General features: G+C 68.9%; 30 protein-coding genes. 17 read left to right on the forward strand and 13 right to left on the reverse strand.

From position 1 onward, the window contains the following. The first annotated feature begins 31 nt into the window (after nucleotides 1-31). The 3 genes from CTB96_RS01695 (at nucleotide 32) to CTB96_RS01705 (ending at nucleotide 2,912) form a co-directional block, all read left to right on the forward strand. The gene (locus tag CTB96_RS01695) at nucleotides 32-1,309 is read left to right on the forward strand and encodes an Nramp family divalent metal transporter (RefSeq protein ID WP_110125191.1); all 1,278 of its coding nucleotides are present in this window, start codon (nucleotides 32-34) and stop codon (nucleotides 1,307-1,309) included. A gap of 25 nt (nucleotides 1,310-1,334) precedes the next feature. Further along, a complete protein-coding gene (locus tag CTB96_RS01700; protein WP_110125192.1) occupies nucleotides 1,335-1,979 on the forward strand; it encodes a metal-dependent transcriptional regulator in 645 nt (214 codons plus the stop codon). Nucleotides 1,980-2,111: 132 nt separating this feature from the next. Further along, entirely contained in the window at nucleotides 2,112-2,912 is an 801-nt protein-coding gene (locus CTB96_RS01705; protein WP_110125193.1) for an HAD-IIA family hydrolase, read from the forward strand. 123 nt (nucleotides 2,913-3,035) lie between these two features. On the opposite strand, the gene CTB96_RS20295 is transcribed toward CTB96_RS01705, so the two are convergent. The 3 genes from CTB96_RS20295 to CTB96_RS20890 form a co-directional block, all read right to left on the reverse strand. Further along, nucleotides 3,036-5,405, reverse strand: a complete 2,370-nt coding sequence (locus tag CTB96_RS20295) for a hypothetical protein (protein ID WP_146215731.1) — start codon at nucleotides 5,403-5,405, stop codon at nucleotides 3,036-3,038. Continuing rightward, a complete protein-coding gene (gene pyrE / locus CTB96_RS01720) occupies nucleotides 5,405-5,950 on the reverse strand; it encodes an orotate phosphoribosyltransferase (RefSeq protein ID WP_110125196.1) in 546 nt (181 codons plus the stop codon). The genes CTB96_RS20295 and pyrE overlap by 1 nt, the downstream gene beginning before the upstream one ends. A gap of 71 nt (nucleotides 5,951-6,021) precedes the next feature. After that, nucleotides 6,022-6,144: a hypothetical protein gene (locus CTB96_RS20890; protein WP_282433101.1), complete on the reverse strand. Its 123-nt coding sequence runs from the start codon at nucleotides 6,142-6,144 to the stop codon at nucleotides 6,022-6,024. Between the two features lie 132 nt (nucleotides 6,145-6,276). Between CTB96_RS20890 and CTB96_RS01725 the strand changes: the two genes are divergently transcribed. The 4 genes from CTB96_RS01725 (at nucleotide 6,277) to CTB96_RS01740 (ending at nucleotide 9,529) form a co-directional block, all read left to right on the forward strand. Then, entirely contained in the window at nucleotides 6,277-7,203 is a 927-nt protein-coding gene (locus tag CTB96_RS01725; RefSeq protein ID WP_110125197.1) for a LysR family transcriptional regulator, read from the forward strand. Nucleotides 7,204-7,271: 68 nt separating this feature from the next. Then, on the forward strand, nucleotides 7,272-7,907 hold the full coding sequence (locus CTB96_RS01730) for a LysE family translocator (protein WP_110125198.1): 636 nt from the start codon (nucleotides 7,272-7,274) through the stop codon (nucleotides 7,905-7,907). A gap of 42 nt (nucleotides 7,908-7,949) precedes the next feature. Next, complete coding sequence (locus CTB96_RS01735) at nucleotides 7,950-8,945, forward strand: phosphotransferase family protein (protein ID WP_110125199.1); 996 nt, start codon at nucleotides 7,950-7,952, stop codon at nucleotides 8,943-8,945. Nucleotides 8,946-8,974: 29 nt separating this feature from the next. Beyond that, nucleotides 8,975-9,529 (forward strand): GNAT family N-acetyltransferase, encoded by a 555-nt coding sequence (locus CTB96_RS01740; protein WP_110125200.1) that lies wholly within the window; start codon nucleotides 8,975-8,977, stop codon nucleotides 9,527-9,529. A gap of 62 nt (nucleotides 9,530-9,591) precedes the next feature. Here the strand turns inward: CTB96_RS01740 and CTB96_RS01745 are convergent, their stop codons facing one another. The 4 genes from CTB96_RS01745 to CTB96_RS01760 form a co-directional block, all read right to left on the reverse strand. Further along, a complete protein-coding gene (locus CTB96_RS01745) occupies nucleotides 9,592-10,893 on the reverse strand; it encodes a sugar ABC transporter permease (RefSeq protein WP_110125201.1) in 1,302 nt (433 codons plus the stop codon). Next, the gene (locus CTB96_RS01750; RefSeq protein WP_110125202.1) at nucleotides 10,890-11,756 is read right to left on the reverse strand and encodes an ATP-binding cassette domain-containing protein; all 867 of its coding nucleotides are present in this window, start codon (nucleotides 11,754-11,756) and stop codon (nucleotides 10,890-10,892) included. Before CTB96_RS01750 ends, CTB96_RS01745 begins: the two co-directional genes overlap by 4 nt. A gap of 93 nt (nucleotides 11,757-11,849) precedes the next feature. After that, nucleotides 11,850-12,935: a sugar ABC transporter substrate-binding protein gene (locus tag CTB96_RS01755; RefSeq protein WP_110125203.1), complete on the reverse strand. Its 1,086-nt coding sequence runs from the start codon at nucleotides 12,933-12,935 to the stop codon at nucleotides 11,850-11,852. 82 nt (nucleotides 12,936-13,017) lie between these two features. After that, nucleotides 13,018-14,319, reverse strand: coding sequence for an ROK family transcriptional regulator (locus CTB96_RS01760; RefSeq protein WP_110125878.1), 1,302 nt, complete (start codon nucleotides 14,317-14,319; stop codon nucleotides 13,018-13,020). A gap of 303 nt (nucleotides 14,320-14,622) precedes the next feature. Between CTB96_RS01760 and CTB96_RS01765 the strand changes: the two genes are divergently transcribed. From CTB96_RS01765 to CTB96_RS01805, 9 genes are all read left to right on the forward strand, one after another. Continuing rightward, complete coding sequence (locus tag CTB96_RS01765; protein ID WP_110125204.1) at nucleotides 14,623-15,105, forward strand: Asp23/Gls24 family envelope stress response protein; 483 nt, start codon at nucleotides 14,623-14,625, stop codon at nucleotides 15,103-15,105. Continuing rightward, on the forward strand, nucleotides 15,102-15,290 hold the full coding sequence (locus CTB96_RS01770) for a DUF2273 domain-containing protein (protein WP_110125205.1): 189 nt from the start codon (nucleotides 15,102-15,104) through the stop codon (nucleotides 15,288-15,290). The genes CTB96_RS01765 and CTB96_RS01770 overlap by 4 nt, the downstream gene beginning before the upstream one ends. After that, entirely contained in the window at nucleotides 15,290-15,685 is a 396-nt protein-coding gene (locus CTB96_RS01775; protein WP_110125206.1) for a hypothetical protein, read from the forward strand. The genes CTB96_RS01770 and CTB96_RS01775 overlap by 1 nt, the downstream gene beginning before the upstream one ends. Then, on the forward strand, nucleotides 15,682-16,257 hold the full coding sequence (locus tag CTB96_RS01780) for a DNA/RNA endonuclease G (RefSeq protein WP_110125207.1): 576 nt from the start codon (nucleotides 15,682-15,684) through the stop codon (nucleotides 16,255-16,257). The genes CTB96_RS01775 and CTB96_RS01780 overlap by 4 nt, the downstream gene beginning before the upstream one ends. After that, a complete protein-coding gene (locus tag CTB96_RS01785) occupies nucleotides 16,254-16,871 on the forward strand; it encodes a hypothetical protein (RefSeq protein ID WP_110125208.1) in 618 nt (205 codons plus the stop codon). The genes CTB96_RS01780 and CTB96_RS01785 overlap by 4 nt, the downstream gene beginning before the upstream one ends. Before the next feature lie 32 nt (nucleotides 16,872-16,903). Further along, the gene (locus tag CTB96_RS01790) at nucleotides 16,904-17,110 is read left to right on the forward strand and encodes a hypothetical protein (RefSeq protein ID WP_110125209.1); all 207 of its coding nucleotides are present in this window, start codon (nucleotides 16,904-16,906) and stop codon (nucleotides 17,108-17,110) included. 28 nt (nucleotides 17,111-17,138) lie between these two features. Beyond that, a complete protein-coding gene (locus CTB96_RS01795; RefSeq protein WP_146215732.1) occupies nucleotides 17,139-17,546 on the forward strand; it encodes a hypothetical protein in 408 nt (135 codons plus the stop codon). 122 nt (nucleotides 17,547-17,668) lie between these two features. Further along, on the forward strand, nucleotides 17,669-18,505 hold the full coding sequence (locus CTB96_RS01800; protein WP_110125211.1) for a sigma-70 family RNA polymerase sigma factor: 837 nt from the start codon (nucleotides 17,669-17,671) through the stop codon (nucleotides 18,503-18,505). A 108-nt stretch (nucleotides 18,506-18,613) separates the two neighbouring features. After that, the gene (locus tag CTB96_RS01805; protein WP_110125212.1) at nucleotides 18,614-18,844 is read left to right on the forward strand and encodes a hypothetical protein; all 231 of its coding nucleotides are present in this window, start codon (nucleotides 18,614-18,616) and stop codon (nucleotides 18,842-18,844) included. A gap of 40 nt (nucleotides 18,845-18,884) precedes the next feature. Here CTB96_RS01805 and CTB96_RS01810 read toward each other — a convergent pair whose 3' ends face one another. The 4 genes from CTB96_RS01810 to CTB96_RS01825 form a co-directional block, all read right to left on the reverse strand. Continuing rightward, on the reverse strand, nucleotides 18,885-19,523 hold the full coding sequence (locus CTB96_RS01810; protein WP_110125213.1) for a hypothetical protein: 639 nt from the start codon (nucleotides 19,521-19,523) through the stop codon (nucleotides 18,885-18,887). Nucleotides 19,524-19,661: 138 nt separating this feature from the next. Further along, a complete protein-coding gene (locus CTB96_RS01815) occupies nucleotides 19,662-20,369 on the reverse strand; it encodes an alpha/beta hydrolase (RefSeq protein ID WP_110125214.1) in 708 nt (235 codons plus the stop codon). A 63-nt stretch (nucleotides 20,370-20,432) separates the two neighbouring features. Next, complete coding sequence (locus tag CTB96_RS01820) at nucleotides 20,433-22,052, reverse strand: xylulokinase (RefSeq protein WP_110125215.1); 1,620 nt, start codon at nucleotides 22,050-22,052, stop codon at nucleotides 20,433-20,435. A gap of 115 nt (nucleotides 22,053-22,167) precedes the next feature. After that, entirely contained in the window at nucleotides 22,168-22,830 is a 663-nt protein-coding gene (locus CTB96_RS01825; RefSeq protein WP_110125216.1) for a LuxR C-terminal-related transcriptional regulator, read from the reverse strand. A gap of 144 nt (nucleotides 22,831-22,974) precedes the next feature. On the opposite strand from CTB96_RS01825, the gene CTB96_RS01830 reads away from it, so the two are divergent. Then, on the forward strand, nucleotides 22,975-23,253 hold the full coding sequence (locus tag CTB96_RS01830; RefSeq protein WP_110125217.1) for a GlsB/YeaQ/YmgE family stress response membrane protein: 279 nt from the start codon (nucleotides 22,975-22,977) through the stop codon (nucleotides 23,251-23,253). Nucleotides 23,254-23,301: 48 nt separating this feature from the next. Here the strand turns inward: CTB96_RS01830 and CTB96_RS01835 are convergent, their stop codons facing one another. Both CTB96_RS01835 and CTB96_RS01840 read right to left on the reverse strand, forming a co-directional pair. Continuing rightward, nucleotides 23,302-24,801 (reverse strand): CoA-acylating methylmalonate-semialdehyde dehydrogenase, encoded by a 1,500-nt coding sequence (locus CTB96_RS01835; RefSeq protein WP_110125218.1) that lies wholly within the window; start codon nucleotides 24,799-24,801, stop codon nucleotides 23,302-23,304. A 233-nt stretch (nucleotides 24,802-25,034) separates the two neighbouring features. Beyond that, nucleotides 25,035-26,369 carry an aspartate aminotransferase family protein gene (locus CTB96_RS01840; RefSeq protein ID WP_248283171.1) on the reverse strand — a complete coding sequence of 445 codons (1,335 nt, stop codon included), beginning with the start codon at nucleotides 26,367-26,369 and terminating at the stop codon, nucleotides 25,035-25,037. Between the last annotated feature and the right edge of the window lie 5 nt (nucleotides 26,370-26,374).

Consider the following 26,374-nt stretch of genomic DNA (forward strand, 5'->3'; position numbering starts at 1 on the left):
GGTGACCCGAAATATTGGCTAGGGTTTAGGCATGCCTCAATCTGACGCCGTCGGCACCGACACCACCCTGGCCCCCGCGCCGGCCCCGCGCACCGTCGCCTCCACCCGCCTGCTCTGGCTGCTGGGCCCGGCCCTCGTGGCCGGAGTGGCGTACCTCGACCCGGGCAACGTCGCCAGCAACATGACCGCGGGCGCCCGATACGGCTACCTCCTGGTGTGGGTGGTCGTCGCCGGCAACCTGATGGCCTGGCTGATCCAGTACCTCTCGGCCAAGCTCGGCATCGTCACCGGGCAGAGCCTGCCGGAGATCCTCGGGGTGCGGATGCGGCGCCCCACGGCCCGCCGGCTCTACTGGCTGCAGGCCGAACTCGTGGCGATGGCCACCGACCTGGCCGAGATCATCGGCGGCGCCGTGGCGCTCAACCTGCTCTTCGGCGTGCCGCTGCTGGCCGGCGGCGTGATCACCGGCGTGATCTCCATGATCGTGCTGACCGTGCAGACCCGGCGTGGCCCGCGGGTGTTCGAACGGGTGATCGTGGCCCTGCTGCTCATCATCACGGTGGGCTTCACGGCTGGCGTCTTCTTCGCCCCGCCCGAGGCCGGCGGCGTGATCGACGGCCTCGTGCCCCGGTTCCAGGGCACCGACTCGGTGCTGCTGGCCGCGTCGATCCTGGGTGCAACGATCATGCCGCACGCCATCTACGCGCACTCCGCGCTCGCCCGCGACCGGTTCCCGGTGCAGGAAGGGCCGGTCGCGACGAGGCGGCTGCTCTGGGCGACCAAGTGGGATGTGACTATCGCGATGGCCATCGCCGGCACCGTGAATCTCGCCATCCTGCTGCTGGCCGCTTCGGCCCTGCAGGGTGTGGAGGGCACCGATTCCCTCGAGGGCGCCTACGCCGCGTTGCAGAGCACCCTCGGTCCCGTGGTCGCCACAGTCTTCGCGGTCGGGCTGCTGGCTTCCGGGCTGGCCTCCACCTCGGTGGGCGCCTACGCCGGCGCCGAGATCATGCACGGCCTCCTCCGAATCCGGGTGCCGTTGCTGCTGCGCCGTCTGGTCACCCTCATTCCCGCACTGCTCATCCTGGGCGTCGGTTTCGACCCCACCCAAGCGCTGGTGCTCAGTCAGGTGGTGCTGTCGTTCGGCATCCCGTTCGCGCTCATCCCGCTGGTCTGGCTCACGGCGCAGCGAGGGCTCCTGGGGGCGTACACCAACCGGTGGTTCACCACTGCTGCAGGGGCCGTGGCCGCGTTACTGCTCGTCACTCTGAACGCCGTGCTGCTGGTGCTCGTCTTCGGCGGAGCCTAGGCACGCCCGGTACCCTGAAGGGGTCATGAAACCACCCACTCCCGCCGCTGAGGACTACCTCAAGACGATCTACGCCCATACCGAGTGGCAGCCGGAGCCGATCACGCCCAAGGCGCTGGCCGACCGGCTGGGCATCGCGCCGTCGTCGGTGACCGAGATGGTGAAGAAACTGGCCGCGAGCGGACTCATCGCTCACGTGCCATACGGCCCGCTCACCCTCACCCCGGCCGGTCGGATGCGCGCCACCGCCGTAGTGCGACGGCACCGGCTGATCGAGACCTGGCTGGTGCGCGAGCTCGGTTACACCTGGGACGAGGTGCACGACGAAGCCGAGGTGCTCGAGCACTCCATCTCCGACCGGCTGCTCGAGGCCATCAACACTCACCTGGGTCGCCCCACCGCCGACCCGCACGGCGATCTGATCCCCGCCGCCGACGGCTCCACCACCCGGGTGCCCGCGGTGTTGCTGGCCGAGGCCACGCCCGGGCACACCGGCACCGTGCTGCGGGTGAGCGACCGCGACCCGGCAGTGCTGCGCGCGGTAGCGGATGCCGGCATCGGTCCGGGCAGCGCCGTGACCGTGGTCGACGCCGGCACGGTTCGGCTGGCCGCCGGCGCGCTGCATCCGCTCACCGCCGAGGTGGCCGAATCGATCTGGCTGACCAGCTGACGTCATCCGAAGACGCACAGAAGTACATCTCACCGCTGACCGGCGATATCCCCGGCCGATAGTCTGGATGAGGCAGCACAGCGTCGACTGCCCATATGTTCACCGACGTACTTCCCACCGAAGGAGCGAGTCTTGAGAACCCGTGACGAGATCGAATGCTGGCTCACCGACATGGACGGCGTTCTGGTGCACGAGAACCAGGCCCTCCCCGGAGCGGCGGAACTGCTGCAGCAGTGGACCGACGCGGGCACCCCGTTCCTGGTGCTCACGAACAACTCCATCTTCACCCCGCGCGACCTGTCGGCGCGGCTGCGCTCGTCGGGCTTGAACGTGCCGGAGGAACGCATCTGGACTTCCGCGCTGGCCACGGCCGACTTCCTCAAACAGCAGAGCCCCGGTGGAACCGCGTTCGTGATCGGTGAGGTGGGCTTGACCACTGCGCTGCACGAGGCCGGGTTCATCATGACCGAGACCAACCCCGACTACGTGGTGGTGGGCGAGACCCGCAACTACTCCTTCGAGGCGATCACCAAGGCCATCCGCTTGCTGCTCAAGGGCGCCCGCTTCATCGTGACCAACCCGGATGCCACCGGGCCGAGCGCAGAGGGTCCGATGCCGGCCACCGGTGCGATCGCAGCGCTCATCACCAAGGCCACCGGCATGGAGCCGTACGTGGTGGGCAAGCCCAATCCGATGATGTTCCGTTCGGCGATGAACCGTATCGGCGCGCACTCGGAGAACACCGGCATGATCGGCGACCGGATGGACACCGACATCGTGGCCGGTATCGAGGCGGGCCTGCACACGGTGCTGGTGCTCACCGGCATCAGCGACGACTCCGAGATCGCCCGGTACCCGTTCCGGCCCGACGAGATTCTGGACGGCGTGCATCAGTTGCTCTCGCGCGAACCGATCGAGTCCGACGAGATCTAGCGGGGCTGCGCTAGGGAGTGCTCGCGGCACTCGGTAGTTCCCGCGGCACGTGTTGCTCCACGTGCCGCGGCGCTCAACTAGTGCCGCGACACTGGCGAGCGTGCCATACGGCTGATGCGCCGGTCAGGCCACCGGGGCGAGGCTCGCGGTGAGCGGCTCGCCGGAGGAACGGCTGGCGAAGCAGTAGAAGTACCGGTCACCGGCCGCCCACTGCTCGGCGGTGACGGGGTAGCTGCCCTGCAGCTGCACGTCGTCGTAGGCGCCGGCGGCGTCGAAGTCGATGACGCCGGGGGCGCTGCAGAGCACATTGATCTGCGCGGCGAAGGCTTCCTCGCCGGGGAACTCCGAGCCGCTGGCCCCGTCGAGGATGCCGCGGTAGACCAGCTGCGCCGTATGCGGGGTGGCACAGTCGACCACGGTGAATTCTTCGTCCCACGGCGACGTGTATGGCTCGAGGCATTCGCTGCCGAACATGGTGTCCCAGGAATGCACGCCGGCCGGCTGTGGCGCGGTCGGTGCGGGCGTCTCGGTGGGCGTCGGGGTGGGTGTCTCACTCGGCGCGGCCGAGCTGGACTCGGTGGGCGCAGCGGTGGGGGTACCGGCCAGGCTCTGGGCCAGGAAGAACAGGCCGATGATCACCAGGACGGCCAGGACCGCGCCGCCGGCCCAGGCGATGGTGCGCCTGCTGGGGCGACGAGGCGGGCCGCCAGCGGCGGAGGTGCCCGGTCGGTTGCTGGTGCCATCTCCGGCCGGAGCGGGGGCGGGTGCCGCCGAGTCGGACAGGGGCATGGGCATGGCCGTTGCCGCGGCGGACGCCGAAACAGGCAGCGCGACGGTGGGCTCTGGGGCAAACGCCGGAGCAGCGGGCCGACGTGACGGCTCCTCGCGGGCCGGCGGTGCCGCATGCGCCGCAGGGGCGGGCGGTGCGGCATGTGCCGGGGTAGCGGGTGGTGCGACGTTCGGCGTGGGAGGAGTGCCTGCCGCTGCGGCGGGCCGCTGCACTCCGGTGTCCAGGGGGCCGGGCGCGGTGCGGCGACGCAGGGCGGCCGCCTGTTCTTCCTCGGTGGGCACGAGCCTGGACTGCGCCGGAGTGGTCCACCACGGTGCTGGTTCGATACCGGCAGTGGCAGGCCGCGGCGCTGCCGGCGGCTTGGTGAGTGGTTCGGTGGGCTCGACGGCGGGTACCGGCGGGGCAGCGGCCGGAGCGGGCGGCTCGACGGCCGCGGGCACCGGAGCGGCCGGTACTGCCGCCGCGGGAGCCGGAGGCGTGGCGGCCGGGGTGGGCGCAGCCGGAACCACCGGTGCGTTGGGCGCGGCAGCGGCGGGCTTGACCGGCGGAGTGCGCCGAGCTGCGGCGACGGCGGGGTCAGGTTCGATGGTGGGGGTGAGGCCCCAGCGGAATCCGCCGGCGGTCGGTGCAGTATCGGCGTTGCTGGACTCGGCGGGGTCAGCGGCCTCGGCCGCAGCGGGCTGCGCAGCGGATGACTCGGCCGCGGCAGCGGATGCGGCAATGCCGGCGGCAGACGCTGCAGCACGGTCAGCGACCGCACGTTCAGATGCGGCTTGTTCTTCGCCGGCACGCTCGGCAGCGGCACGTTGTTCAGCGGCACGCTCAGATGCGGCCTGTTCCTCGGCGGCTCGCACTGCGGCGGCACGCTCGGCAGCGGCCTGCGCGGCGGCCTGTTCGGCGGCAGCACGCTCAGCCTCGGCCAGCTGGGCAGCTCGCGCGTCAGCCGCTTGCTCGGCTGCGGCCTGCTCGGCCGCAATCCGTTCGGTCTCGGCCAGCGCGGCGGCTCGCTCGGAGGCGGCCTTCTCGTCGGCGGCGGCCTCAGCCGCAGCACGTTCGGCGGCGGCGCGCAGAGCGGCTGCGCGCTCGACCTCGGCCAGTTCGGCGGCGGCTCGATCCGATGCGGCACGTTCCTCGGCAACCCGTGCTGCGGCGGCTTGAACGGCAGCGGCACGCTCCTCTTCGGCACGCGCGGCAGCAGCACGTTGCTCTTCAGCACGAGCGGCGGCAGCACGCTCTTCCTCGGCGCGCGCGGCAGCAGCACGCTCTTCTTCGGCACGAGCGGCAGCAGCACGCTCTTCCTCAGCGCGCGCGGCAGCAGCACGCTCTTCCGCGGCGCGAGCGGCTTCAGCCCGTTCGGCGGCAGCGGAGTCGGCGGCAGCACGCTCGGCGGCGGCACGCTCGGCCCGGGTGGCGAATTCGTCGGTGGGCGCGGGCTCCGCGTGGGCGCCAGCAGATGGGGCGGCCGGCGGCGTCACGGGCGGCGCGGCAGCGGGCGGCGCGGCGGGGGCGGCGGGAGGCGTGACCGGCATGGCGACGGTCGGCGCTGGCTCAGAATGAGGCTCCGGCGCCGCAGCGGCGGACCCGGCGCTGGGGGCAGCGTCGTCGGTCTCGTCGTCGTCTTCTTCGGCGGCGGCCAGTTGAGCCGCGAGCCAGTCGATGCCGAGTTCGCTGTCGTCGTCGTGTCCGTCGCGCTGGTCGGGCATCAGCTCAGTCCCAGGTCCTCGAGTCCGATCGCCGCGTAATAGGGATATCCGGCGGCTTCGATGACTTCGCGCGCTCCCGTGCTGCGGTCGACGACCACGGCGACGCCGGCGATGATGGCGCCGACCTTGAGCAGGGCCTCGATCGCGGCCAGCGGCGAGCCGCCCGTGGTCGAGGTGTCTTCGAGCACGATGACCCGCTTGCCGGCGAGGTCTGGGCCTTCGACCTGGCGGCCGCGGCCGTGGTCCTTGGGTTCCTTGCGTACGACGAAAGCGTCGTAGGCCAGGCCGCGTGCGGCGCCCTGGTGCAGGATCGCGGTGGCGACGGGGTCTGCCCCCATGGTCATGCCACCGACGGCCACGACATCCGGGATGTCCTTGATGAGGTCGATCATGACCTGGCCGATCAGCGGGGCCACACGGTGGTCCAGGCTGACCTTGCGGAGGTCGACGTAGTAGGTGGCCTTCTTGCCGCTGGTGAGGGTGAAGTCACCGTGGAAGACGGCGTCAGCCGAGATGTAGTCGATCAGCTTGCTGCGGGTATCCATCACAGAGCTACTTTAGGCCAATCGCCCGTGAAGCGCCCCGCGCATGATGCAGGCATGCGCGGGGACTGCGACTAGAAGCTGCGAACGAACTTCGCCTCGGGGGTGCGGCTGTAGCCGTCGCGGTGTGCGGTGACGATCGTGGCGACAACGGCGCCCACGGCGATGAGGGAGATGAGGATGAAGAAAACGAACACGGTCGTGCCTTTCGAGGGAAGTGGTTGGCCGTGTCACGAGGGCGGATGCCCGGTAACCGACTCCCCAATATGACCACCTACAACCTTTCAGCACAATCGCACAGTTCTGCAGGGACTATGTAGGCTGGCTACATGGATGTTCAGCGTCTCGAACTGCTCCGCGAACTGGCCGAACGCGGCAGCGTCACGGCGGTCGCGCGGGCCACCCACCGCACTCCTTCGGCGGTTTCGCAGCAACTGAAAGTGCTCGAGCGCGAGGCCGGTTTGCCCCTCACCGAACGCAGCGGGCGGGGCCTCACTCTCACGGATGCCGGTCGCGCGTTGGCCGCCAGTGCCACCGATATCGCCGTGGCCCTGGAGCGCGCGACGGCCGTCTGGGACACCTTCCGCAACCGAGCCACCGGCGACGTGAGCCTGGTGACGTTTCCCACCGCCGGCCAGATGCTTCTGCCCGGTGTACTGCAGGACCTCGCCGACCACGAAGGCCTCGCCGTGCACTGCACCGACATGGACCCTGAGCTGAGCGACTTTCCCACCCTCACGTCCGAATACGACATCGTGTTGGCGCACAGCATGCGCGGACAGCACACTTGGGGTGGCCGCGGACTGACCTCGGTTCCGCTGATGACGGAGCCGCTCGACGTGGGACTGCCCGCGGACCACCGGTTGGCCGGCCGCGTCTCGCTCGGGGCGAGCGATGTGGTCGGAGAGACCTGGGTGGGCGTGCCGGTCGGCTACGCGTTCGAACGGGTTCTGCACGACATCGAGCTGCAGACCGGCGGCCGGGCGCAGGTGACGCAGCGGTTCGCCGACATCCGGTTGATCGAGTCGTTCATCATGGCCGGGCTGGGCATCGCCCTGGTGCCGAGGTACACCTCCAGCGGCAACAAACCGGGCCGCATGGTGCTCAAGCCCCTGCGCGGGCTCGACGCCGAACGGCAGATCGTGGCGCTGATGCGGCCGGACCGTGCCGAGCGCCTGGCCGTGCGCACGGTCATCGACGCCCTGCGCGCCCGCGCCGCCCAGGTGCAGGCCGAACACGCGGCCGCCGCGAACTGAGACGGCCGCTACGGGCGGATGGCGGCATCCGGCTGGTAGCGTCTTGTCACCGACCGGATCGAGGCGACATGCAGCTCAGCGTTCTCCTACTCTTCATGGCTGCGTGTGTGCCACTGGTGCTGGCGCCGGGGCCGTCGGTGGCGTACATCCTGACCACCACGCTGAGCTCCGGTCGCGCCACCGGCCTGAGCGGCGTAGCTGGCGTGGAGCTGGGCTATGTGCTGCACATCGTGGCGGCCGTTGCCGGAGTATCGGCCGTCATCGCGGCGAGCGCCGAAGCCTTCACCCTGGTCAAGGTGGCCGGCGCGCTCTACCTGGTCTGGTTGGGCATCAAGGCCTGGCGTTCCCGGGACAACACCCGTCTGCGCGACATGGGCTCCGCCGGTGCCGCCGTGCGGCCGGGAGCAGCCTTCCGCCGCGGCTTCCTGGTGGGCGTACTCAACCCGAAGACCGCGGTCTTCTTCCTCTCCTTCCTGCCCCAGTTCGTGTCGGCGGATGCCGGACCGGCCTGGCTGCAGATGGCGGTGCTGGGGCTCATCTTCGTGGCAATGGCCACCGTTCCCGACCTGGCCTGGGCACTCGCCGGCACTGGCGTGCGGCGGATCTTGCCCGCGGTGCGCATGAAGACCCTCGAGCGTATCTCCGGCACCGTGCTGTTCGGGCTGGCCGGGTACGCCCTCACCGCCCGGCGCGCTGTCGGCTGACCCCGGCGCGGGCGGACCCGCTGCTAGGTTCGATCCGTGGCCATGGCTCCCTCTGACACTGACGTCTCCCCCGCTACCCGCGCGGCGCTCGGCCACATCCTCGGTTCGCTGGGCGACCTGAGCGGTGTGGAGCTCCTGACCGGCGGCATGTTCGCCACCACCTACCGGGTCTCGCTCGCCGACGGCACCAGGGTGATCGCGAAGACCGCGCCAACGTCGACCGATCGACTGCTCAGCTACGAACTCGACCTGGTGCGCACCGAGGCGCTCGTCTATGGGCTGGCCGCCGGTCGACCCGACCTGCTGATGCCTCGGGTGCTGCTGACCGACTTCAGCCGCAGCATCCTGCCCGCTGACGTCGTGGTGGCCACCCATCTCGACGGCGTGCCGCTTCTGGACCGCCTCACCGTGACCGGGGAGCCGGTGGCCGACCAACCGGGCCTGCAGCACGACCTGGGCGCGCTCATGGCCCGCCTCCACACCGTGACAGGTACAGAATTCGGCTACCCCAACCGGGCCGCTGGGCTCAGCGCCCCGACTTGGCCCGAGGCGTTCGGGCGGATGGTGAACGCACTGCTCGACGATGCCGAGCGCTGGACGACGCACCTGCCGTCGACCGAGATCCGGGCGGCACTCGATCGACACCGGGCTGACCTCGCCGGGGTCACCGTTCCGGTACTCGTGCACACCGATTTGTGGGCCGGCAATCTGTTCGTGGATGCCGGTACCGGGCGGCTCTCGGGTGTCATCGACCCCGAGCGGGCCATCTGGGGCGACCCTTTGTTCGAGTTCGCGGGTGCCGACCAGCTCGGCCGCGGCCCGGTGCCGGCCACCCTGCTCGCCGGCTACTCTGCCGCGGGCGCACAACCGGCGCTCGGTACCCCGGCAGGCGATACCCGTCTACTGCTCTACCGGATGTACATGGCGCTGGTGTTGCTGGTGGAGATCGCCCCGCGCGGCTACCAGGGCGACTGGGTCGCCGGCCACCGTGCTGCCGCCGAGAGTTGCCTGCGCGCGGCCCTTGATGCCCTCGCCTGAGCGCATGACCGGGCCGTTAGGCTGACCGCATGGCTGACATCGACTGGACCCTGCGCTGGGAGGCCGACCTTTCGGTCGAGGATCACACGGCCCTGGCGGCCCTGTTCTCCCGCTACTACCCGGAGGACCACGCCACCTTCACCGGCGCGCGCAGCTGGATGGGCGCCCGCCCCGAAGTCCGCGTGATCGGCTACGACAGCGGCGAGCCGGTTGCACACGTCGGATTCGTGCGACGGATGCTGCGCCTCGAGTCTGGCGCATCCCAGCTGGTCGGCGACGTGGGCCTGGTCGGTGTCGATCCCGCGTATCAGGGCACCGGGCTCGGCCGCCGACTGCTCGCCGAGACGACATCGGCCCTGACAGCTCAGGGCCTGCCGTTCGGTTTCCTCACCTGCGCCCCCGAGCTGGTGGCGTTCTACACCGGCGGCGGCTGGCGGCAGTCCCCCGGCCAGGTGACCCGCATGATCGACACCCGGATGCGGCCTGAGACGTTCACCGGACCCGCGATGGTGCTCCCGGTGACGGCGTCGTTCACCGAGTGGCCGGCCGGGCAGACGATCATCCGCGACGGGCTCGAGGTCTAACCGGCGCTCACGGTGCAGCGACTCGACTGCCCGTCTCCCGCCCGGCCCCGGGCGGGAGGCGGTCAGGCTCTTCCGTGCGAGACCCTGGTGCGGCGTGACAGGGAATCGACGATGACGGCCAGCAGCAGCACGGCTCCGGTGATCATGTAGCGGATCGAGGAGTCCAGGTTGAGCAGGGTGAGGCCGCTGGAGATCGACTGGATCACCAAGATGCCGAGCAGGGCGGAGAACGCACTGCCCCGGCCGCCGAAGAGGCTCGCGCCGCCGATGACCGCAGCGGCGATGGCGTTGAGGTTGGTGTCGCCGCCGCCCGAACCCTGGTTGGCCGCCGCCAGCCGCCCCGCGGCGAGGATTCCGCCGAGGGCCGCGAAGGTGGAGCAGAGCACGAACACGGTGACATAGATGCGGGTGACGTTGATGCCGGAGCGCCTGGCCGCCTCCACGTTGCCGCCGACGGCATAGACCGAGCGTCCCCAGCGGGTGCGGGTGAGGAAGAAGTTCATCACCACCACGAGGATCAGGAACAGCAGGAACATCGCGCCGACCCCGCGGGTCTGGTTGAGGTACCAGGTGGGCACCCCGAGCACGAGGAGCAGGAAGACGCTGCGCACCACGATCGACGTCGCCGGAACGGCGGACAGCCCGGCGGCGGCGCGGCGATTGGCGGTGAGGAAGAGTTGCCCCGCGTAGGCGAGCACCGTGAGCACCACGAGAACGTAGGACAGCCAGTCGGGCAGGAACCATTGCTGGGCGAACTGCACGATCCAGGAATCGAACGGCAGGTTGATCGACCCGGTCGAGCCGAGCACCCAGAGTTGCAGGCCGAGGAAGCCGAGCAGCCCGGCCAGGGTGATCACGAAGCTCGGCACACCGAACCGGGTGTATAGGAAGCCGTAGAGCAGGCCGACGACCACACCGGCCAGCAGCGACGCGAGCAGGGAGACCGGCAGCGGCCAGCCGAGGTTCACGAAACTGACGGCCAGGATGGCGGCGGACAGACCGCTGACGGATCCCACCGACAGGTCGATCTCGCCCAGCAGCAGCACCAGCACGATCCCGATCGAGATCGTGCCGACAGCCGCGCATTGCAGGGTGAGGTTGACCAGGTTGGTGCTGGACAGGAAGTTGGGGTTGAGCAGCGAGAAGGCCACCCAGATCACGATCAGGCCGATCACGACGGGCAGCGACCCGATGTCGCCGGAGCGCACCCGTTTGCCGAAGGCACGGACCGTGCCGCCCAGGCCGTGCGGCTGAATCAGCCTCTCGTCTTGCAGGTCGGCGGCGACGGCGGCCAGGCGCACGGTCTCGGTCGGCGGCGGTCCGTCTGGGTTGGACGGGGTCGGTGTCGAAGTCGGGGTCGTCATGGCCGGTCCTCCTCGGGAAGCGCGGTGTCGTCGGGGCGGCTGCCCGCGGTGGCGGCCGGGGCGCCGGCGGCATCCACCCTGGCCTGGGCGCGCCGGGTGACGGCGTTGTCGCTGGCGCCGGTGATGGCCGCGATGATGTCTTCGTAGGTGACGTCGGCAACCTTGAACTCGCCGTTGTTGCGGCCGAGCCGCAGCACCACGATGCGGTCGGCGACGGCCTGCACATCCGCCATGTTGTGGCTGATCAGCACCACGCCGAGGCCACGTTCACGGAGACGCTCGATCAGGTTGAGCACCTCCGCGGTCTGGGCCACTCCGAGGGCAGCGGTGGGTTCGTCGAGGATGACGATGCGCGGTTCGCCGATCAGGGACCGGGCGATGGCCACGGTTTGGCGTTGCCCGCCAGAGAGTGAGGCGACGGGGATGCGCACCGACGGGATGCGGGCGGAGAGTTGTCGGAGCAGGCTCCACGAGCGCTTCTCCATCTCGACCTCGTTGATGGTGCCGCGGCCGAGTTCGTGGCCGAGGAACAGATTGGCGACCACGTCGAGGTTGTCGCAGAGCGCGAGGTCCTGATAGACGGTGGCGATGCCGAGGTTGTTGGAGTCGGCCGGGTTGTTGATCGACACCCGTTTGTCGTCGGAGGTGATGGTGCCACCGTCTTGCGGGTGCACGCCGGCGAGGATCTTCACCAGGGTGGACTTGCCGGCGCCGTTGTCGCCGACGAGGGCGACCACCTCGCCGCTGTAGATGTCGAGGTCGATTCCGGTGAGCGCCTGTACGGCGCCGAAGTTCTTGTCGATTCCGCGAAGCGAGAGCACCAGTTCACCGGTGGACACTTCGGGGGTGGAGAGCGCGGCCATGGTGCTTCCTCTGCTCGTAGAGCCGGCCGGGACCCGAAATCGTGGGTAACGGTGTCCCGGCCGGCAGTCTGGGGCTGTTGCGTTCTCTGGTGGCTACTGCAGCCCAGCGGCGGCGCACGCGTCGGCGTACTCGTCGGTGCAGATCTCGTCCACCGTGTAGAAGCCGTCGTCGATCACGGTGTCCTGGATGTTGTCGATCGTGACCACCACCGGGGTGAGCAGGGTCGACGGCACGTCCTGGAACGTGGTGTCGGGTTCCGGCGTCTCACCCTGGGCCAGCTGATCGGCGACTTCCGCCGCCTTCTCGGCTTCGAGCTTGATCGCCTTGTAGACGGTCATGTACTGGTCACCCGCGACGATGCGCTGGATGGCAGCGAGTTCGGCGTCCTGCCCGGTGACCGGCGGCCACGGGGTGACTCCGGCGGCCTTCATCGCGGCGATCGCGCCTCCGGCGGTGCCGTCGTTGGCGGCGTAGACACCGGAGATCTCCGGACCGAACTGGGTGATCTGGCCGGCCGCCCACTCCTGGGCCTTGTCCGGGCTCCAGTCAGGGGTGTCGTATTCGGCGAGGATCGGGATGCCGCTGCCGTCGATCACGGAGTGTGCGCCCTTCTTGAACTCGGCCGCGTTGGCGTCGGTGGGCGAGCCGTTGATCATGATCATGCCTGTCGTGGTGCCGTCCTGCTGCAACCGGTCGACGAGCGCCGTGCCCTGCAGAACACCCACCTGTTCGTTGTCGAACGAGATGTAGTAGTCGACCTTGTCGCTCTTGATCAGCCGGTCGTACGACACCACCGGAACATCCTGAGCGGCGGCGGCCTCGGCGATGCTCGCCGCTGCGGCACCGTCGACCGGGTCGAGCACCAGCACCTTCACGCCCTCGGTGAGCGCCGATTCGGCCTGCTGCTGCTGCTTGGCGGCATCCTGATCGGCGTTGGCATAGACGATCTCGTAGTCACCGAGCGAGGTGAGCTTGTCTTCGAACAACGGCCGGTCGAAGCTTTCATACCGGGTGGTCTTGGATTCGGGCAAGAGCAGCCCGATCTTGATGGCATCCGCCGAACCGCCACCGTCGGTGCTCTCGGAGTCTGAGCCGCCGGTTGAACAGGCGGCCAGAGCACCTGTTGTCGCTAGTACTGCAATGGCCAGGAGCGCGAACCTCTTCCTGGGTTTTCTCATGATGTATGCCTCCTACTGTGACCACCCTCGTTGGCGGTGTAACGAGCATGGCCCCGGTGCCATATGGCGTCAAGGCTTGAACTCAAGAGGCCAGGCCGCCCCGTTCCGGACTGTTTTCGGCGGGTGTTTCCGCAGCCGTGCGGGCTCGCAGCCCGGCGATTCCGGGCAGGATATCGGGTGCCGGTGCCGGTCGGGCCGGGAGGATGCCCTCCTCGGTGCGACGGGCCACAATCTGGGCCCGGTCGATGGCGAAGAGCACCGCACCGAGCACCTCGGCACGTTCGCCCAACTCGCCCTTGACCACCTCCGGCACCCCGGCCGGCGTGGCCAGGGTGGACCGCTCCAGCGCGTGCCGCAGCGGGCTGAGCAGCATCTCGCCCGCTTCGGCGAGTTCACCGCCCACCACGATGCGGTGCGGGTCGACCAGGTTGCTCAGGCCTGCCAGGGCGATGCCGAGGTGCCGGCCGGCATCGGCGATCACCCGCCGCGCCAGGGCGTCACCGGCGTCGGCGCGTAACAGGATGTCGCGCAGTTTCACGTCGCCATGGCTGCCGGGGAACTTCGCGGCCAGAGCCGAGGCCCCCACGAGGGTCTCCAGGCAGCCCCGGTTGCCGCACCGGCAGACCAGGCCCTGTTCGTCGAGGGTGAGATGGCCGATCTCCCCGGCCTTGCCGTTGCCGCCGCGATACACCCGGCCGTCCACGATCAGGCCGGCGCCCACGCCGTGTGACACCCGCAGGTAAGCGGCCTGACCGATTCCCCGCGCCGCGCCCAGGCGGGATTCGGCGAGCGCTCCGAGGTTGGCTTCGTTGTCGACGAAGACCGGCCGGTGCAGCCTGGCCTCGAGCTCATCGGCCACCGGCACGCCGTCCCACCCGCGCATCAGGCCGGGGGTGGCGATGATGCCGGTGCGCGGGTCAACGGGCGCGGCCAGGCCGATCCCCACCGCGAGCACCTCGCTGACGGAGGCGCCGACGGATTCCGCCATGTCCTGGATGAGCAGCATCACCCGATCGAGTTCGCTGTCGGCTCTGTGGTCGCGGGCCAGCGGCAGCATCCGCTCGGCCAGCACCTGGTGGCCGGCGTCGGCCAGGGCCAGCCGCAGCTGCCGGTTCGACACGTGCAGCCCCACCACCAGGCCCATCTCCCGGGCCAGCGTGACCCGCACCGCGCGCCGGCCGCTGCGGGAGGTGGGGGTGGTCTGTAGCACCCCGGCCGCGGCCTGTTCCTTGACGATGTTCGAGACAGTGGCCGGGGACAGACCGGTGACGCCGGCCAGTTCCACCTGGGTGAGCGCGCCGTACGAGGCGATCGCATCGAGAATGCGGGCACGGTTGGCCTCACGCAGGGACGACTGCGACCCGGGATTGCGGCGGCTGCTCACAGCACACACGATAGTGCCGAGCACCGCCGCATGCCGGAAACGGCTCGAATTCGCCACCGCCGTTCCGAGCGTTGTGGCACCTCACCTGGCGTGTACGACCAGCAGTCGCGCGGCCTCACGCACCCGACACGAGCCGCGTGGCCGGACCTCGACACCACACGCACGCTGAATCGATACCGAGAATTTCGGTCTTTTCCGTGACGAACCCTCGATTCCGTCCCTCTCAGTGTTATGGCGAAGCATTCGCCCCCGGCCCCGCTCACTTGCCCGGCCGGCATCCACGAGAATCTGAGGACTCATCCCATGGCTATCGAAGAAACCCGCCCCACCCCCGCCACCACGCCGGGCGCCCCCTCCCCCCGCGTCGACGTCGGCGCCCGCCGCGACCCGTCGTCCGCGGCCGTCGAACCGCACGGCAAGACCACCATCTCTGACAACGTCGTGTCGAAGGTCGCCGGCATCGCCGCCCGAGAGGTCACCGGTGTCTACGCGTTGGGTGGCGGAGCCTCCCGCGCGCTCGGGGCCATCCGCGGCGCGGTCGGCCAGGACGACATGACCCAGGGCGTCAGGGTCGAGGTCGGAGAGACCCAGGCCGCCGTCGACATCACCATCGTCGTGGAGTACCCCGCCCCGATCCAGCAGGTGGCAGACTCCGTGCGCCGACAGGTCACCAACGCGATCACGAGCCTGGTGGGCCTCGACGTGGTCGAGGTCAACGTCGCCGTCAACGACGTGCACCTGCCCACCGACGACCAGGACGAACACGTGGAGGCGCGCGTCTCATGAGCACCTCCATTGCAGGCATCGCCGTCGGAGCCGTTCTCGCCGTCGCGATCCTCGTGTTCGGATTCTGGGGATTCCTCCTGGTGGCGCTGTTCATGGCGATCGGGCTCCTGGTCGGCCGCTTTCTCGACGGGAAGCTCGACCCGCGTGGCCTCGCCAACGCCCTGAGCGGAAAACGAACCTCCTGATGTCCTCCGACACCACCGACTCCACCAGCCGCGGGGGAACCCTCGCGGCCGGTGAGGCCGAGTATCCCGGCCACATCACTGTGCGGCAGAAGGCCCTGAACACCGTCGCCCGGGCGGTGTCCGCCGAGGCCCTCGGCGTGGACCCCGGCCAGGTGACCGTCACACTGCAAGACGATCACGGCCTCCTCGGCCTCGAGGTGGTCACCCCGATCAGCATGCCCGACCTGGACACGATCGCACCCGGTTATGCCGGCAGCACCCTGTTGCAGCGAGTCACCGACGCCCAGGCCACGATTCGCTCAACGACCGCCCAGATCACGGGGAACCAGGTGGGGCGGGTCGACATCCGCGTGCGAGGCGCACACATCACCGAGGAACGGCGGGTACCACGATGAGCACACCCTTTGCGCGCATCATCCGCCGCGAAACCCACTCACCCCGCACGGTGACCACGATAGTTCTCGCGGTTCTGATCGCCCTGGCCTGCGGGTACGCCGGCACCGAACTGGTGCTGTGGATGCTCGACCAGCCACCGCTCCTGGTCACCCCGCAACAGTCCCTCGACTGGCTCGCGGCGCTGCCCACCCTGCAACCCCTCTCGGCCATCTCTATCGGCGGCATCCTGTTGGCCCTGATCGGGCTGCTGTTGATGCTGCACGCGATCCGATCGGGCCGGTTGGCCCGCCACGAGATGGTGAGCGAGGGGGCCGCCGTCATCGTGGACAACGGGGTCCTCGCTTCCAGCATCGCCCGCCGGGTCGCGACCGCTGCCCGGATTCCCCAGGTCCAGGCCGTCGTGTCGGTGTCACACCGCCGAGCCATCGTCGACGTCACCCCGACCTCCGGCATTCCGGTCGACGAGGCGGCAATTCGCGGTGCGGTCGAGACGGAAATCGCCTCATACGACCTGAGACCGGCCGTGCGGCACACCGTGCGCATCAACAGGACAGGAGCGATCGGCTCATGAACGACACCAACCGAGCGCTGAACCGCATCTTCATTCTCATGGTCGGCCTCGTCTTCGTCGCGGCCGGCGCGGCCGCCGGCGCCCTGCTGTTCTGGCCGTGGTGGGCAGCCCGGTGGGAAGACGCCGGTCGCCGCGCAATAAACACCGTCACCGACGCCCTCTCAGCCTCCCCGGTGCCTGGTGCCGGTTTCAGCTGGTGGCTGCTCGTCGCCGTCGCTGTGCTGCTGGTCATCGTGATCCTGATGGTGCTGGTCATCGCCAGCGTGGGCGGTGGCGGCAGCCGGGAGATCTACCGCAGGTCGATCAGCAAGCAGGACCGCTCGAGCGACCGGGTGCTCATCGACACCTCCTTCGCCGCCGAGGCGCTGAAGCACTCCCTCGATAAGAGACCAGACCTGGTCGGCAGCACGGTCGGGGCATTCACGGTGAAGAATCAGCCCGTGTTGCACCTCGGCGTCACTCCCCGACAGGGCGTCTCACCCCGGCTGATCGCCGAGGAGGCCGGCCTGCTGCTGAAGAACCTCGCGACCGTGGTCGGCGACGCTCCGGCCACCTGCCTCACCATCCACTCGGGGCTACGCGCCAAGCTCGGCCACGATCAACGCGTGCGCTGACCCGATCCATCCCCAACTAGAAAGCAGACATCATGACCTATCTCCGTCTTCTCATCGTCGCCGCCATCGCCGGACTCTTCTACCTCCTGGGCGCCAAGGCCGGCCGCGGCCGGTACAAGCAGATTCGCCGGAACGCGCACAAGGCCTGGAACGACAAGACCGTGAAGAAGGCCCGCGCCGGCACCAAGAAGTTCGCGGGCCGCAACGCCAAGAAACTCGCGAAGGCCGCGCACCGGTAACCCGGCGCAGCGAGCCAGGGAACAGCCGATGACCCGGTGGACCCGCTCCCGCGGGCGCTCCCGCCCCCGAGGAGTGTGGTTCGCCCTCGGGGCCGGCACCCTCCTCTGCCTTCTCCTGGTCGCCGGTGTTTATGCACCGCTACTGGGGTTGATCGGCAGCAGTGCCGGCGCCGCGTGGTTTGTTCCCGTACCCATCGGTGCCATCACCCTGGTCACGCTTCTCGGCTTCGCCGTCTCGCTCGCTCTGCTCGCGCTGATCACCCTGGTTCGGAGCGTGCCGCTGGCCTGGACGCTCGCCCTGTCAGCCGTCATCGTCGGCCTGCTCACCAGCATCTTCCCCGCGTTCGCCGTCGCTCAGGCCGGGGTGGAACGCGGCGGCCAGCTCATCCCGTGGATTCTGGAATGGATCAACACCGCCATTGCGGTGCTGCCGTGAACGTACGGCCAGCCGATGACCGGGCCGGCGCGCGGGTGGAGCGCGCCTGACCGCCCGTGTTCAGATCCCCCTTCGATCGGGGTCAGTCATAGACTGAAACTCCCGATGGAAGTGTGACGCTCATGGAGCAGACGGCGGTTTTCGAGCAGGAACGGCCCCGTTTGCTGCGTATCGCCGGTCGGATTCTGCGCGACCACACCGAGGCCGAAGACATCGTTCAGCAAGCCTGGCTGCGACTGCACGCCACGGATGCGGCGATCGACAACCTGCCCGCGTGGCTGACCACCGTCACCACGCGGCTCTGCCTCGACCGGCTGCGCAGCACGAAGCCGATTCTTGTCGACGGCACGGAGTTCCCGTCGCCCGCCACGGACCCCGCCGACGAACTCGCACTGGCCGACACTGTCGGGATTGCGCTGCAGGTGGTTCTGGACCGCCTCACCCCGAACGAGCGGGTGGCTTTTGTTCTCCACGACAGCTTCAGCATAGATTTCCCCACCATCGCCACGGTGCTGGGCACGAGTCCGGCTGCTGCGCGCAAGCTCGCCTCGAGGGCACGGAGCAAGGTGCGACCGGCGGGAGGCCAGCGCGGGAGAGCCGACTGGGAGGTGGTGGATGCGTTCCTCGCCGCCGCACGCCAGGGCGATTTCGAGCAGCTCCTGGAGTTGCTGGCACCGGGTGCTGTGGCCGCCGGTGACGAGGCGGCCGTCTCGGCAGGCACCCCTGGCCTGGTCGAAGGGCGACAGGCCGTTGCGACCATGTTCAACGGTGCCGCCAAGGCCGCGTTGCCGGTGTTCGTCAGCGAGCGCGCGGGTGCCGCCTGGTTCCACCAGGGCACGCCGCGAGTGGTCTTCGACTTCACCGTCGTCGACGGAGTCGTCACCCGGATCGACTTCCGCGCCGACCCGGCGACGCTGGCACTCATCGTTCGCCGGAGGGCCGGGGAGCGCCGGAGCTGACCCGCATCTCGCCCGGTCGGCGGGAACGGTCACACTTCTCCACCCCCGAACGTCATACAAGCAGAGGTTCCGGACGGGGCTTGAATAACCACAGTGAGGAAGAGACCGATGAAGACCATGACCTGCCACCAGCTCGGCGGCCCGTGCGAAGCGCCGCTTCTCGGGGAGACCGCCGATGACGTCATCAAGGCACAGAATCGACACCTCAAGGACGCGGTGAAAGCCGGAGACACCACCCACGAACCTGCCTTTCAGGAAATGAAGGCTCGTTGGCGACACCCGAAGCAAGCGATGGGGTGGTATTCAGCCACCAAGAAGGAGTTTGCCGAGCTCGCCTGAGCGGTGAGGGCATCCGCCGGCCGACCAACCGCTCGGGTCGTCAGGGCGTGGGCGTGACCGTCCAGGTGCCGTTGGTTTGGATGGCCATGATTCCCGGCAGGTCGGCATCGAACACCTCGGAGAACGCTTCGCTGTCGCCGAAAGCCTGGGTGTTGTCCGAGACGGTGAACACCCGTCCGGAGAACGAGTCGTCGGTGCCGGCGGGTGCGTAGTCGACGGTCACGTGGGCGACATCGTCGGAGAAGAACAGCACCGCCGGGCCGGTGCCCGACTGCGGACCGGACACATACGGCAGGTCGTTCCAGCTCTGCAGCGTCACCGTCCACGGCCCCTCCGCCTTCACGATGAGCATCTGGTTGACGGGGGCGTCCTGGAAGACGTCCATCAGGAACGACCCGCGCAGCGGTGCAGACGCTTCGCCGAGCGGTGACATGCGCCCCGGCGCGGTCACCGTGGTCGTACCGGTGCAGGCCGAGCAGTCGAGGTCGATAACGACGGCGAAGTCGCCCTGGCGCTCATAGGCGACATTCGAGGGCCCGTTTCCGGACACCGCCGCGGAGGTGCCGTCCGCAACAACGCCGGCATCGACGGTCTGCGCCAGCGGCTCCTCCGTAGCGGGAGTCGTCGGAGTGGGGGTCGGAGTGGAGGTCGGTGTCGGACTCGGTGTGACGAGATCCACGACGCTGGGTGTCGGCGTCGCACTGGAACCCGCGTCGCTGCTTCCACCCGCGCATCCAGTCACGATCAACACCATCGCCACGGTTGCCCCCAGCACTGCCCACGTTCGTCGAATCCCCATTCGCTCAGTCTGCCGGTTTCACGCGTTCTGCACGAAGGTCTGCACCTGTTCGGCGACCAGGTCGGGGCGGGAGATGAACGGATGGTGTCCGGTCGGGAGCTCGACCGAGCGGATCGCGCGGGCCGCGTGGACGCGTTGCAACCCGACCGAGGTGCTGCGGTCCCGGCCGCAGACGAGGTAGGTGGAATCGACGCCCTGCCAGCCCGCCGCGGTGGTCGGAGTCATGAAAGCCGCGGCGGACTGGGCGGCCACCCGCTCCCACGCCTGCCGCTGGGTCGCGGTGTCGGCATCCTGCAGGAATCGGGCGCCGAAGGTGGCGGCGTCGTACCCGGCCACGCTGAGCGTGCCGTCGCCGTTGTCGCCGATCGACACCGGGTCATTCTCGCCGCTCATGATCATGCCCTGCGCCTGGCCGACGTCGGGCAGGTACGACGAGATGTAGAGCAGGTGGGCGACAGCGGCATGGTGCCCGGCTTCGGCGATGACGGTGCCGCCGTAGGAATGGCCGACCACGATCGCCGAGTCCACCTCGTCGAGCGCCGCGGTGAGCGCGGCGGCATCGGCGACCAGTCCGCCGGCCACCTGGTCGGTGCCGGTCTCTCCACACGACGGCAGCAGCAGGGCGCGACTGCGGATGCCCGTTCGCTCCTCGAGCAGGTCAGCGGTGGCTTGCCACCACCACTGCCCGTCTCGCACCAGGGCACCGTGCACGAAGATCAGTTCCATCGGGTGGTCCTTCCATCAAGCCCAGCGGGTGTGAGGCGGAGAGGTGCGAGCGGGTGCTCGCCGTCAGGCGAGCGAGTCGACGGCCGCGCGCTCGACGGCCAGGCCAGCGGCGTAGCGGTCGAGGTAGCTGGAGAAACCGGCCACGTCGGCCGGGTCGGGAGCGACGGTCTCGAATTCCTGCCCGGCGAAGACCCGTTCCCGCAGGTAGCCGTCGAGGGTGAGGTCGTCACCGGATGCGGCGGCAGCCGTGAACGACGCCAGCACGGCGATACCCCAGGCGCCACCTTCCGACGCCGTCGCGGCCACGGAGACGGGGGCGTCCAGGGATCCGGCGAGGAACCGCTGCGCCACCCCGGCGGTACGGAAGAGGCCCCCGTGCGCGAACATCGCGTCGAGTTCGACGCCCTCTTCGGCGAGCACCCGCATACCGAGGCTGAGGGTGCCGAACACGCCGTAGAGCTGCGCGCGCATGAAGTTGGCCAGGGTGAGCCGGCTGTCGGGGGTACGCACGAAGAGCGGCCGGCCCTCGGTGAGACCGGCGATGGGTTCGCCGGCCAAGTGGTTGTAGGCCAGCAGTCCGCCGGCATCCGCGTCACCCTCGAGCGCCTCGCGGAACAGGGCGTCGAACACAGCGTCGGAGTCGATCGGAGTACCGCTGGCGGCGCTGAATCGGCCGAACATTCCGGCCCAGGCGGCGAGCTCGCTCGCGCCGTTGTTGCAGTGCACCATGGCGACGGGGTCACCGGCCGGGGTGGTGACCAGGTCGAGTTCGTGGTGCACGCTGGTGAGCGGGCGTTCGAGCACGACCATGGCGAAGATGCTGGTGCCGGCGCTGACGTTACCGGTGCGGGGGGCGACGGAACACGTGGCGACCATGCCGGTGCCGGCGTCGCCCTCCGGCGGGCAGAGCACGGCGCCGGGGTGCAGGACGCCGGTGGGGTCGAGGAGCGCCGCGCCCTCCGCCGTGAGTTCGCCGGCGGACTGTCCGGCCACGAGGACCTCGGGCAGCAGTGCGGCCAGGCTGAGCTGCGGGGAGCGCTCGGCGACCAGGCCGTCGTAGCGGGCGAGCAGTTCGGCGTCGTAGCCGCCGGTGGCGGAGTCGATGGGGAACATGCCGGACGCGTCGCCCACACCGAGGACCTTGCGGCCGGTGAGGCGCCAGTGCACGTAGCCGGCGAGGGTGGTGATGAAGGCGAGCTGGGACACGTGCGGCTCGGCGTCGAGAACGGCCTGGTGCAGGTGGGCGATCGACCAGCGCAGCGGGATGTTGAGGCCGAACAGCTCGGTCAGCTCGCTCGCTGCCGGGCCGGTGGTGGTGTTGCGCCAAGTGCGGAACGGCACCAGCTGGTCGCCGGCTGCGTCGAACGCGAGGTAGCCGTGCATCATCGCCGACACGCCGACCGCGCCGTAGCTCTCGAGCTGCACGCCATACTTCTGCTGGATGTCAGCCACGAGGGCAGCGTGGGCCGCCTGGATGCCCGACCAGACGTTTTCGAGCGAGTAGGTCCAGACCCGATCGACGAACTCGTTCTCCCACTCATGGCTGCCGACGGCGAGGACCTCGGACAGGTCGTCGCCGATCAGGCAAGCCTTGATGCGGGTCGAGCCCAGCTCGATGCCCAGTGACGTGCGCCCACTGAGGATGGCGGTTCGGGCAGCGTCAAAGGCATCATTGCTAGTCATATGTCGATTATGGCGGTGATTTGCCCGGATTAATTCCCTCGTTGGAAATCCCCACTGACGCGCGGACCAGGCTCGTTCTTTCGCGCTGGCGTTGAGGCAATTCGGGACGCCTCGTTCAGGGTCCGCCGAGCCAACTGTCGATCCGATGATGGTCGGGGCGGAACCCATGGCCGACGCCCCACAGCACGGCCTGGGTTCGGCTGGCAACGCCGATTTTGCCGTAGACGCTACGGATGTAGGACTTCACGGTGTTCGGGCTGAGGTACGTGAGCGCCGCTACCTCGGCGTTGCTCTTGCCCTGGGTGATGAGCGCCAGGATCTCGGACTCACGGTCCGTGATGCCCTCGCGGCGTCCGGGCCAGTCGAGTCCCGGAGCGCTGCCTGCCCGCTTGGGCGGATCACTCACCACGATCTCGCCGGCGTGCACTGACTCCAGGGCCGCCACGAGGTCGCGAGCGGGCAGCGTCTTCGACAGGTAGCCGCTGACGCCCCGTTCCAGCGCATCACTGATCAGCGCGGGCTGGAAGTTCCAGGTGTACACGACGACTCGACCGGCGCGTGGGTTCTGCACGAGCGCCGAGAGCTCCGACAGGTCGGACTCCGGCTGGGCGAAGGAGTCGTACAGCACGATGTCAGTGCGGTCGGAGAGAGCGGCGTTCGCATCGATCTCCGCGACGAGCACACGATCCCGGTAGTGATCGAACATGTGCGCCAAGCCCGTCAGCACGATGTCGTAGTCATCGACCAGGGCGACGGTCACTGGCTGGGACGGGGACATAGTAGGACGCTACTGCGTCTGCCCGTCTAGCGGCTACACCCCTAGGGGTGTACCGCCGCATCCCTCTGGGTGTTTGGCTGGTCTTCGCCAGTAACCGCTGGTCACATCGAATGCACAGTCCCACCCAACAGGAAGGTGACCACAATGCTTGGTCTCATCATCAGCCTCATCGTCGTCGGCGTCATCGCCGGCGCCGTCGCTCGCCTCGTCGTGCCCGGTCGGCAGAACATCAGCATCCCGATGACAATCGTGCTCGGCATCATCGGGTCCTTTGTCGGCGGGTTCCTCGGGTTCCTCATCTTCCAGCACGACCCGATGGACGGCTTCTTCCAGCCGGCCGGAATCATCGGATCCATCATCGGCGCGATCATCGTGCTCCTGATCTACATCCGCGTCAGCGGCCGTCGCAGCGTTCAGCACTGACCGTCTCCCCGGTGACCGACGTCTAGGCGGTCACCGGGGGCAGCCGGGTCAGGTGTTCTGCGGGAAGCCCAGGTTGATGCCGCCGTGGCTCGGGTCGAGCCAGCGAGCGGTGACGGCCTTCTCCCGGGTGTAGAAGTTGATCCCGGCCGGGCCGTAGGCCTTGGCGTCACCGAAGAGGGAGTCCTTCCAGCCGCCGAACGAGTGGTACGCCACCGGCACCGGGATGGGCACGTTGATGCCGACCATGCCCACCTGCACCTCGTGCTGGAACCTGCGGGCGGCGCCACCGTCGTTGGTGAAGATGGCCGTGCCGTTGCCGTACCGGCTGGCGTTGATGATGGCCACGCCGTCGGTGTAGCTGGCGACCCGCAGCACGCTGAGCACCGGACCGAAGATCTCGTCGGTGTAGACGGCTGAGTCCAGGCTGACCTTGTCGAACAGGGTCGGGCCGAGCCAGAATCCGGATGCCTCTCCGTTCACCTCGATGCCGCGGCCGTCGATCACGACCTCCGCGCCATCTTTTTGGGCGATGTCGATGTAACCGGCGACCTTGTCACGGTGGGCCTCGGTGATCAGCGGACCCATGTCGCAGCCGCGCATGCCGTCACCCACGGTGAGGCCGGCGACGCGCTCGGCGATCTTGGCCACGAGTTCGTCGGCGACCGGTTCCACCGCCACGACCACGCTGATGGCCATGCACCGCTCCCCCGCAGAGCCGAAGCCGGCGTTGACCGCCGCGTCCGCGGCCAGGTCGAGGTCGGCATCCGGCAGCACCAGCATGTGGTTCTTGGCACCGCCGAGCGCCTGCACCCGCTTGCCGTTGGCGGCGGCGGTCTCGTAGATGTACTTGGCGATCGGGGTGGAGCCGACGAAGGAGATGGCTTGCACATCGGGGTTGACCAGCAGGGCGTCGACGGCCTCCTTGTCGCCGTGCACGACGTTGAAGACGCCGTCGGGTAGGCCGGCCTCGGTGAGCAGGGCGGCCAGCCAGTTGGCGGCGGACGGGTCCTTCTCGCTGGGCTTGAGCACAACACAGTTGCCGGCAGCGATGGCGATGGGGAAGAACCAGAGCGGCACCATGGCGGGGAAGTTGAACGGGCTGATGATGCCGACCACACCGAGCGGCTGCCGCAGGGTGTAGACGTCGACGCCGGTGGAAACGTTCTCGGAGAACTCGCCCTTGGACAGGTGCGGCAGGCCGAGCGCGAACTCGACCACTTCGAGGCCGCGGGCGATCTCGCCGAGCGCGTCGGAGGTGACCTTGCCGTGTTCGTTGGTGAGGATGTCGGCGAGTTCGCCCTTGCGAGCGTTGAGGAGCTCGCGGAAGGAGAACATCACGGCCTGGCGTTTGGCGATGGAGGCATCGCGCCAGGCGGGGTAGGCGGCCTGGGCCGAGGCGACAACGGTGTCGACATCGGCGGCGGAGGCCAGGGACACCAGGCGCTGCACTGCGCCGGTGGCCGGGTTGTAGACGGGGGCGGTTCGAGCGGAGCTTCCGGTACCGGGAGCGCCGTCGATCCAATGGGTGAGGACGGGAAGGTCGTTCATGTCATCCGATTCTGTTGGGGGGTGGAAGTCGTTGCGTGGGTCGCGACGATCCCGTCGGTCGAGCTTGTCGAGACCTCGTGAGCCGTCCTCTGAAGGTAGGCGCGGTCACGGGGTCTCGACAAGCTCGACCAGCGGACGGGGCGGGGTCTACTTCGACAAGCTCAGCACAGGTCGACAAGCTCGACCAGCGGACGGTCGCGACCATCTCGCTGGTCGAGCTTGTCGAGACCTGTTCAGAGGAGGTCGAGGGCGAGGACCTCGTCGTAGATGGCGAGGGCCTCGGCCACCTCGGAGTCGGTGACGACGCAGGGCGGCACCACGTGGATGCGGTTGTCCTGCACGAAGGGCAGCAGGTTGCGGGCCAGCAGCTCGGTCTTGATGCGGGCCATCACGGCCGGCGCGACGGGCTCCCGGGTCTCGCGGTCGGCCACCAGCTCGATCGCCCAGAAGACCCCCTCGCCGCGCACCTCCCCGATGATCGGGTGCTTTGCCTTCAGCGCCTCCAGCCCCGGTCCGATCGCGTCGGTGCCGATCCGGGCTGCGTTCTCCACGATTCCCTCGTCCGTCATGGCGTCCAGAGCCGCCACGATCGAGGCCATCGCCAACGGATGCCCGCTGTAGGTGAGTCCGCCCGGGAAGACGGTGCTGTCGAAGTCGGCGGCAATGGCGTCGGAAATGATCACACCGCCCACCGGTACGTAGCCGGAATTGACGCCCTTGGCGAACGTGATGAGGTCGGGAACGACCCCGCTGCCCTCGAACGCGAACCAGCGGCCGGTGCGGCCGAAGCCCACCATCACCTCATCGAGAATGAGCATGATGCCGTAGCGGTCGCAGAGCTCGCGCACCCCGGCCAGGTAGCCGGGCGGAGGCATCAGTACTCCGGCGGTGCCGGGGATCGATTCGAGCAGCACGGCCGCGATCGAGGTGGCGCCCTCGCTCTGGATGACCCGCTCGAGGTGCCGCAACGCCCGCTCGGTCTCTTGCTCGGGCGTCGTCGCCCAGAACTCGCTGCGGTAGAGGTAGGGACCGAAGAAGTGCACGTGCCCGCGGGCGAACTCGTTGGGGATGCGCCGCCAGTCGCCGGTGGCCACGATGGCCGCGCCGGTATTGCCGTGGTACGAGCGGTAGGTGGAGAGCACGGTGTCGCGCCCGGTGTGCAGGCGGGCCATGCGGATGGCGTTCTCATTGGCATCCGCACCGCCGTTGGTGAAGAAGACCTTGTTGAAGCCTATGGGCGCCCGGTCGACGATGCGCTTGGCGGCCTCGCCGCGCGCCAGGTTGGCGGTGGACGGGGCGATCGTGGTGAGTAGCTGGGCCTGGTCGATGATGCCCTTGATCACGGCCGGATGCTGGTGGCCGATGTTCACGTTGACCAGTTGGCTGGAGAAGTCGAGGTAGGTGCGGCCGTCGTGGTCCCAGACCCGGCAGCCGAGGCCGCCGGCGATGACGAGGGGCTTCAGCGCCCCCTGGGCCGACCAGGAGTGGAAGACGTGGGCCTTGTCGAGCTGGGCGGTGAGGTCGTTCAGCCCGAGTTCGGTGGTTGTGCCGGTATCGATGTCGGTCACGATGC

Origin of the sequence: Cryobacterium arcticum, from assembly GCF_003185895.1 — a bacterium.
GTDB lineage: Bacteria > Actinomycetota > Actinomycetes > Actinomycetales > Microbacteriaceae > Cryobacterium > Cryobacterium arcticum.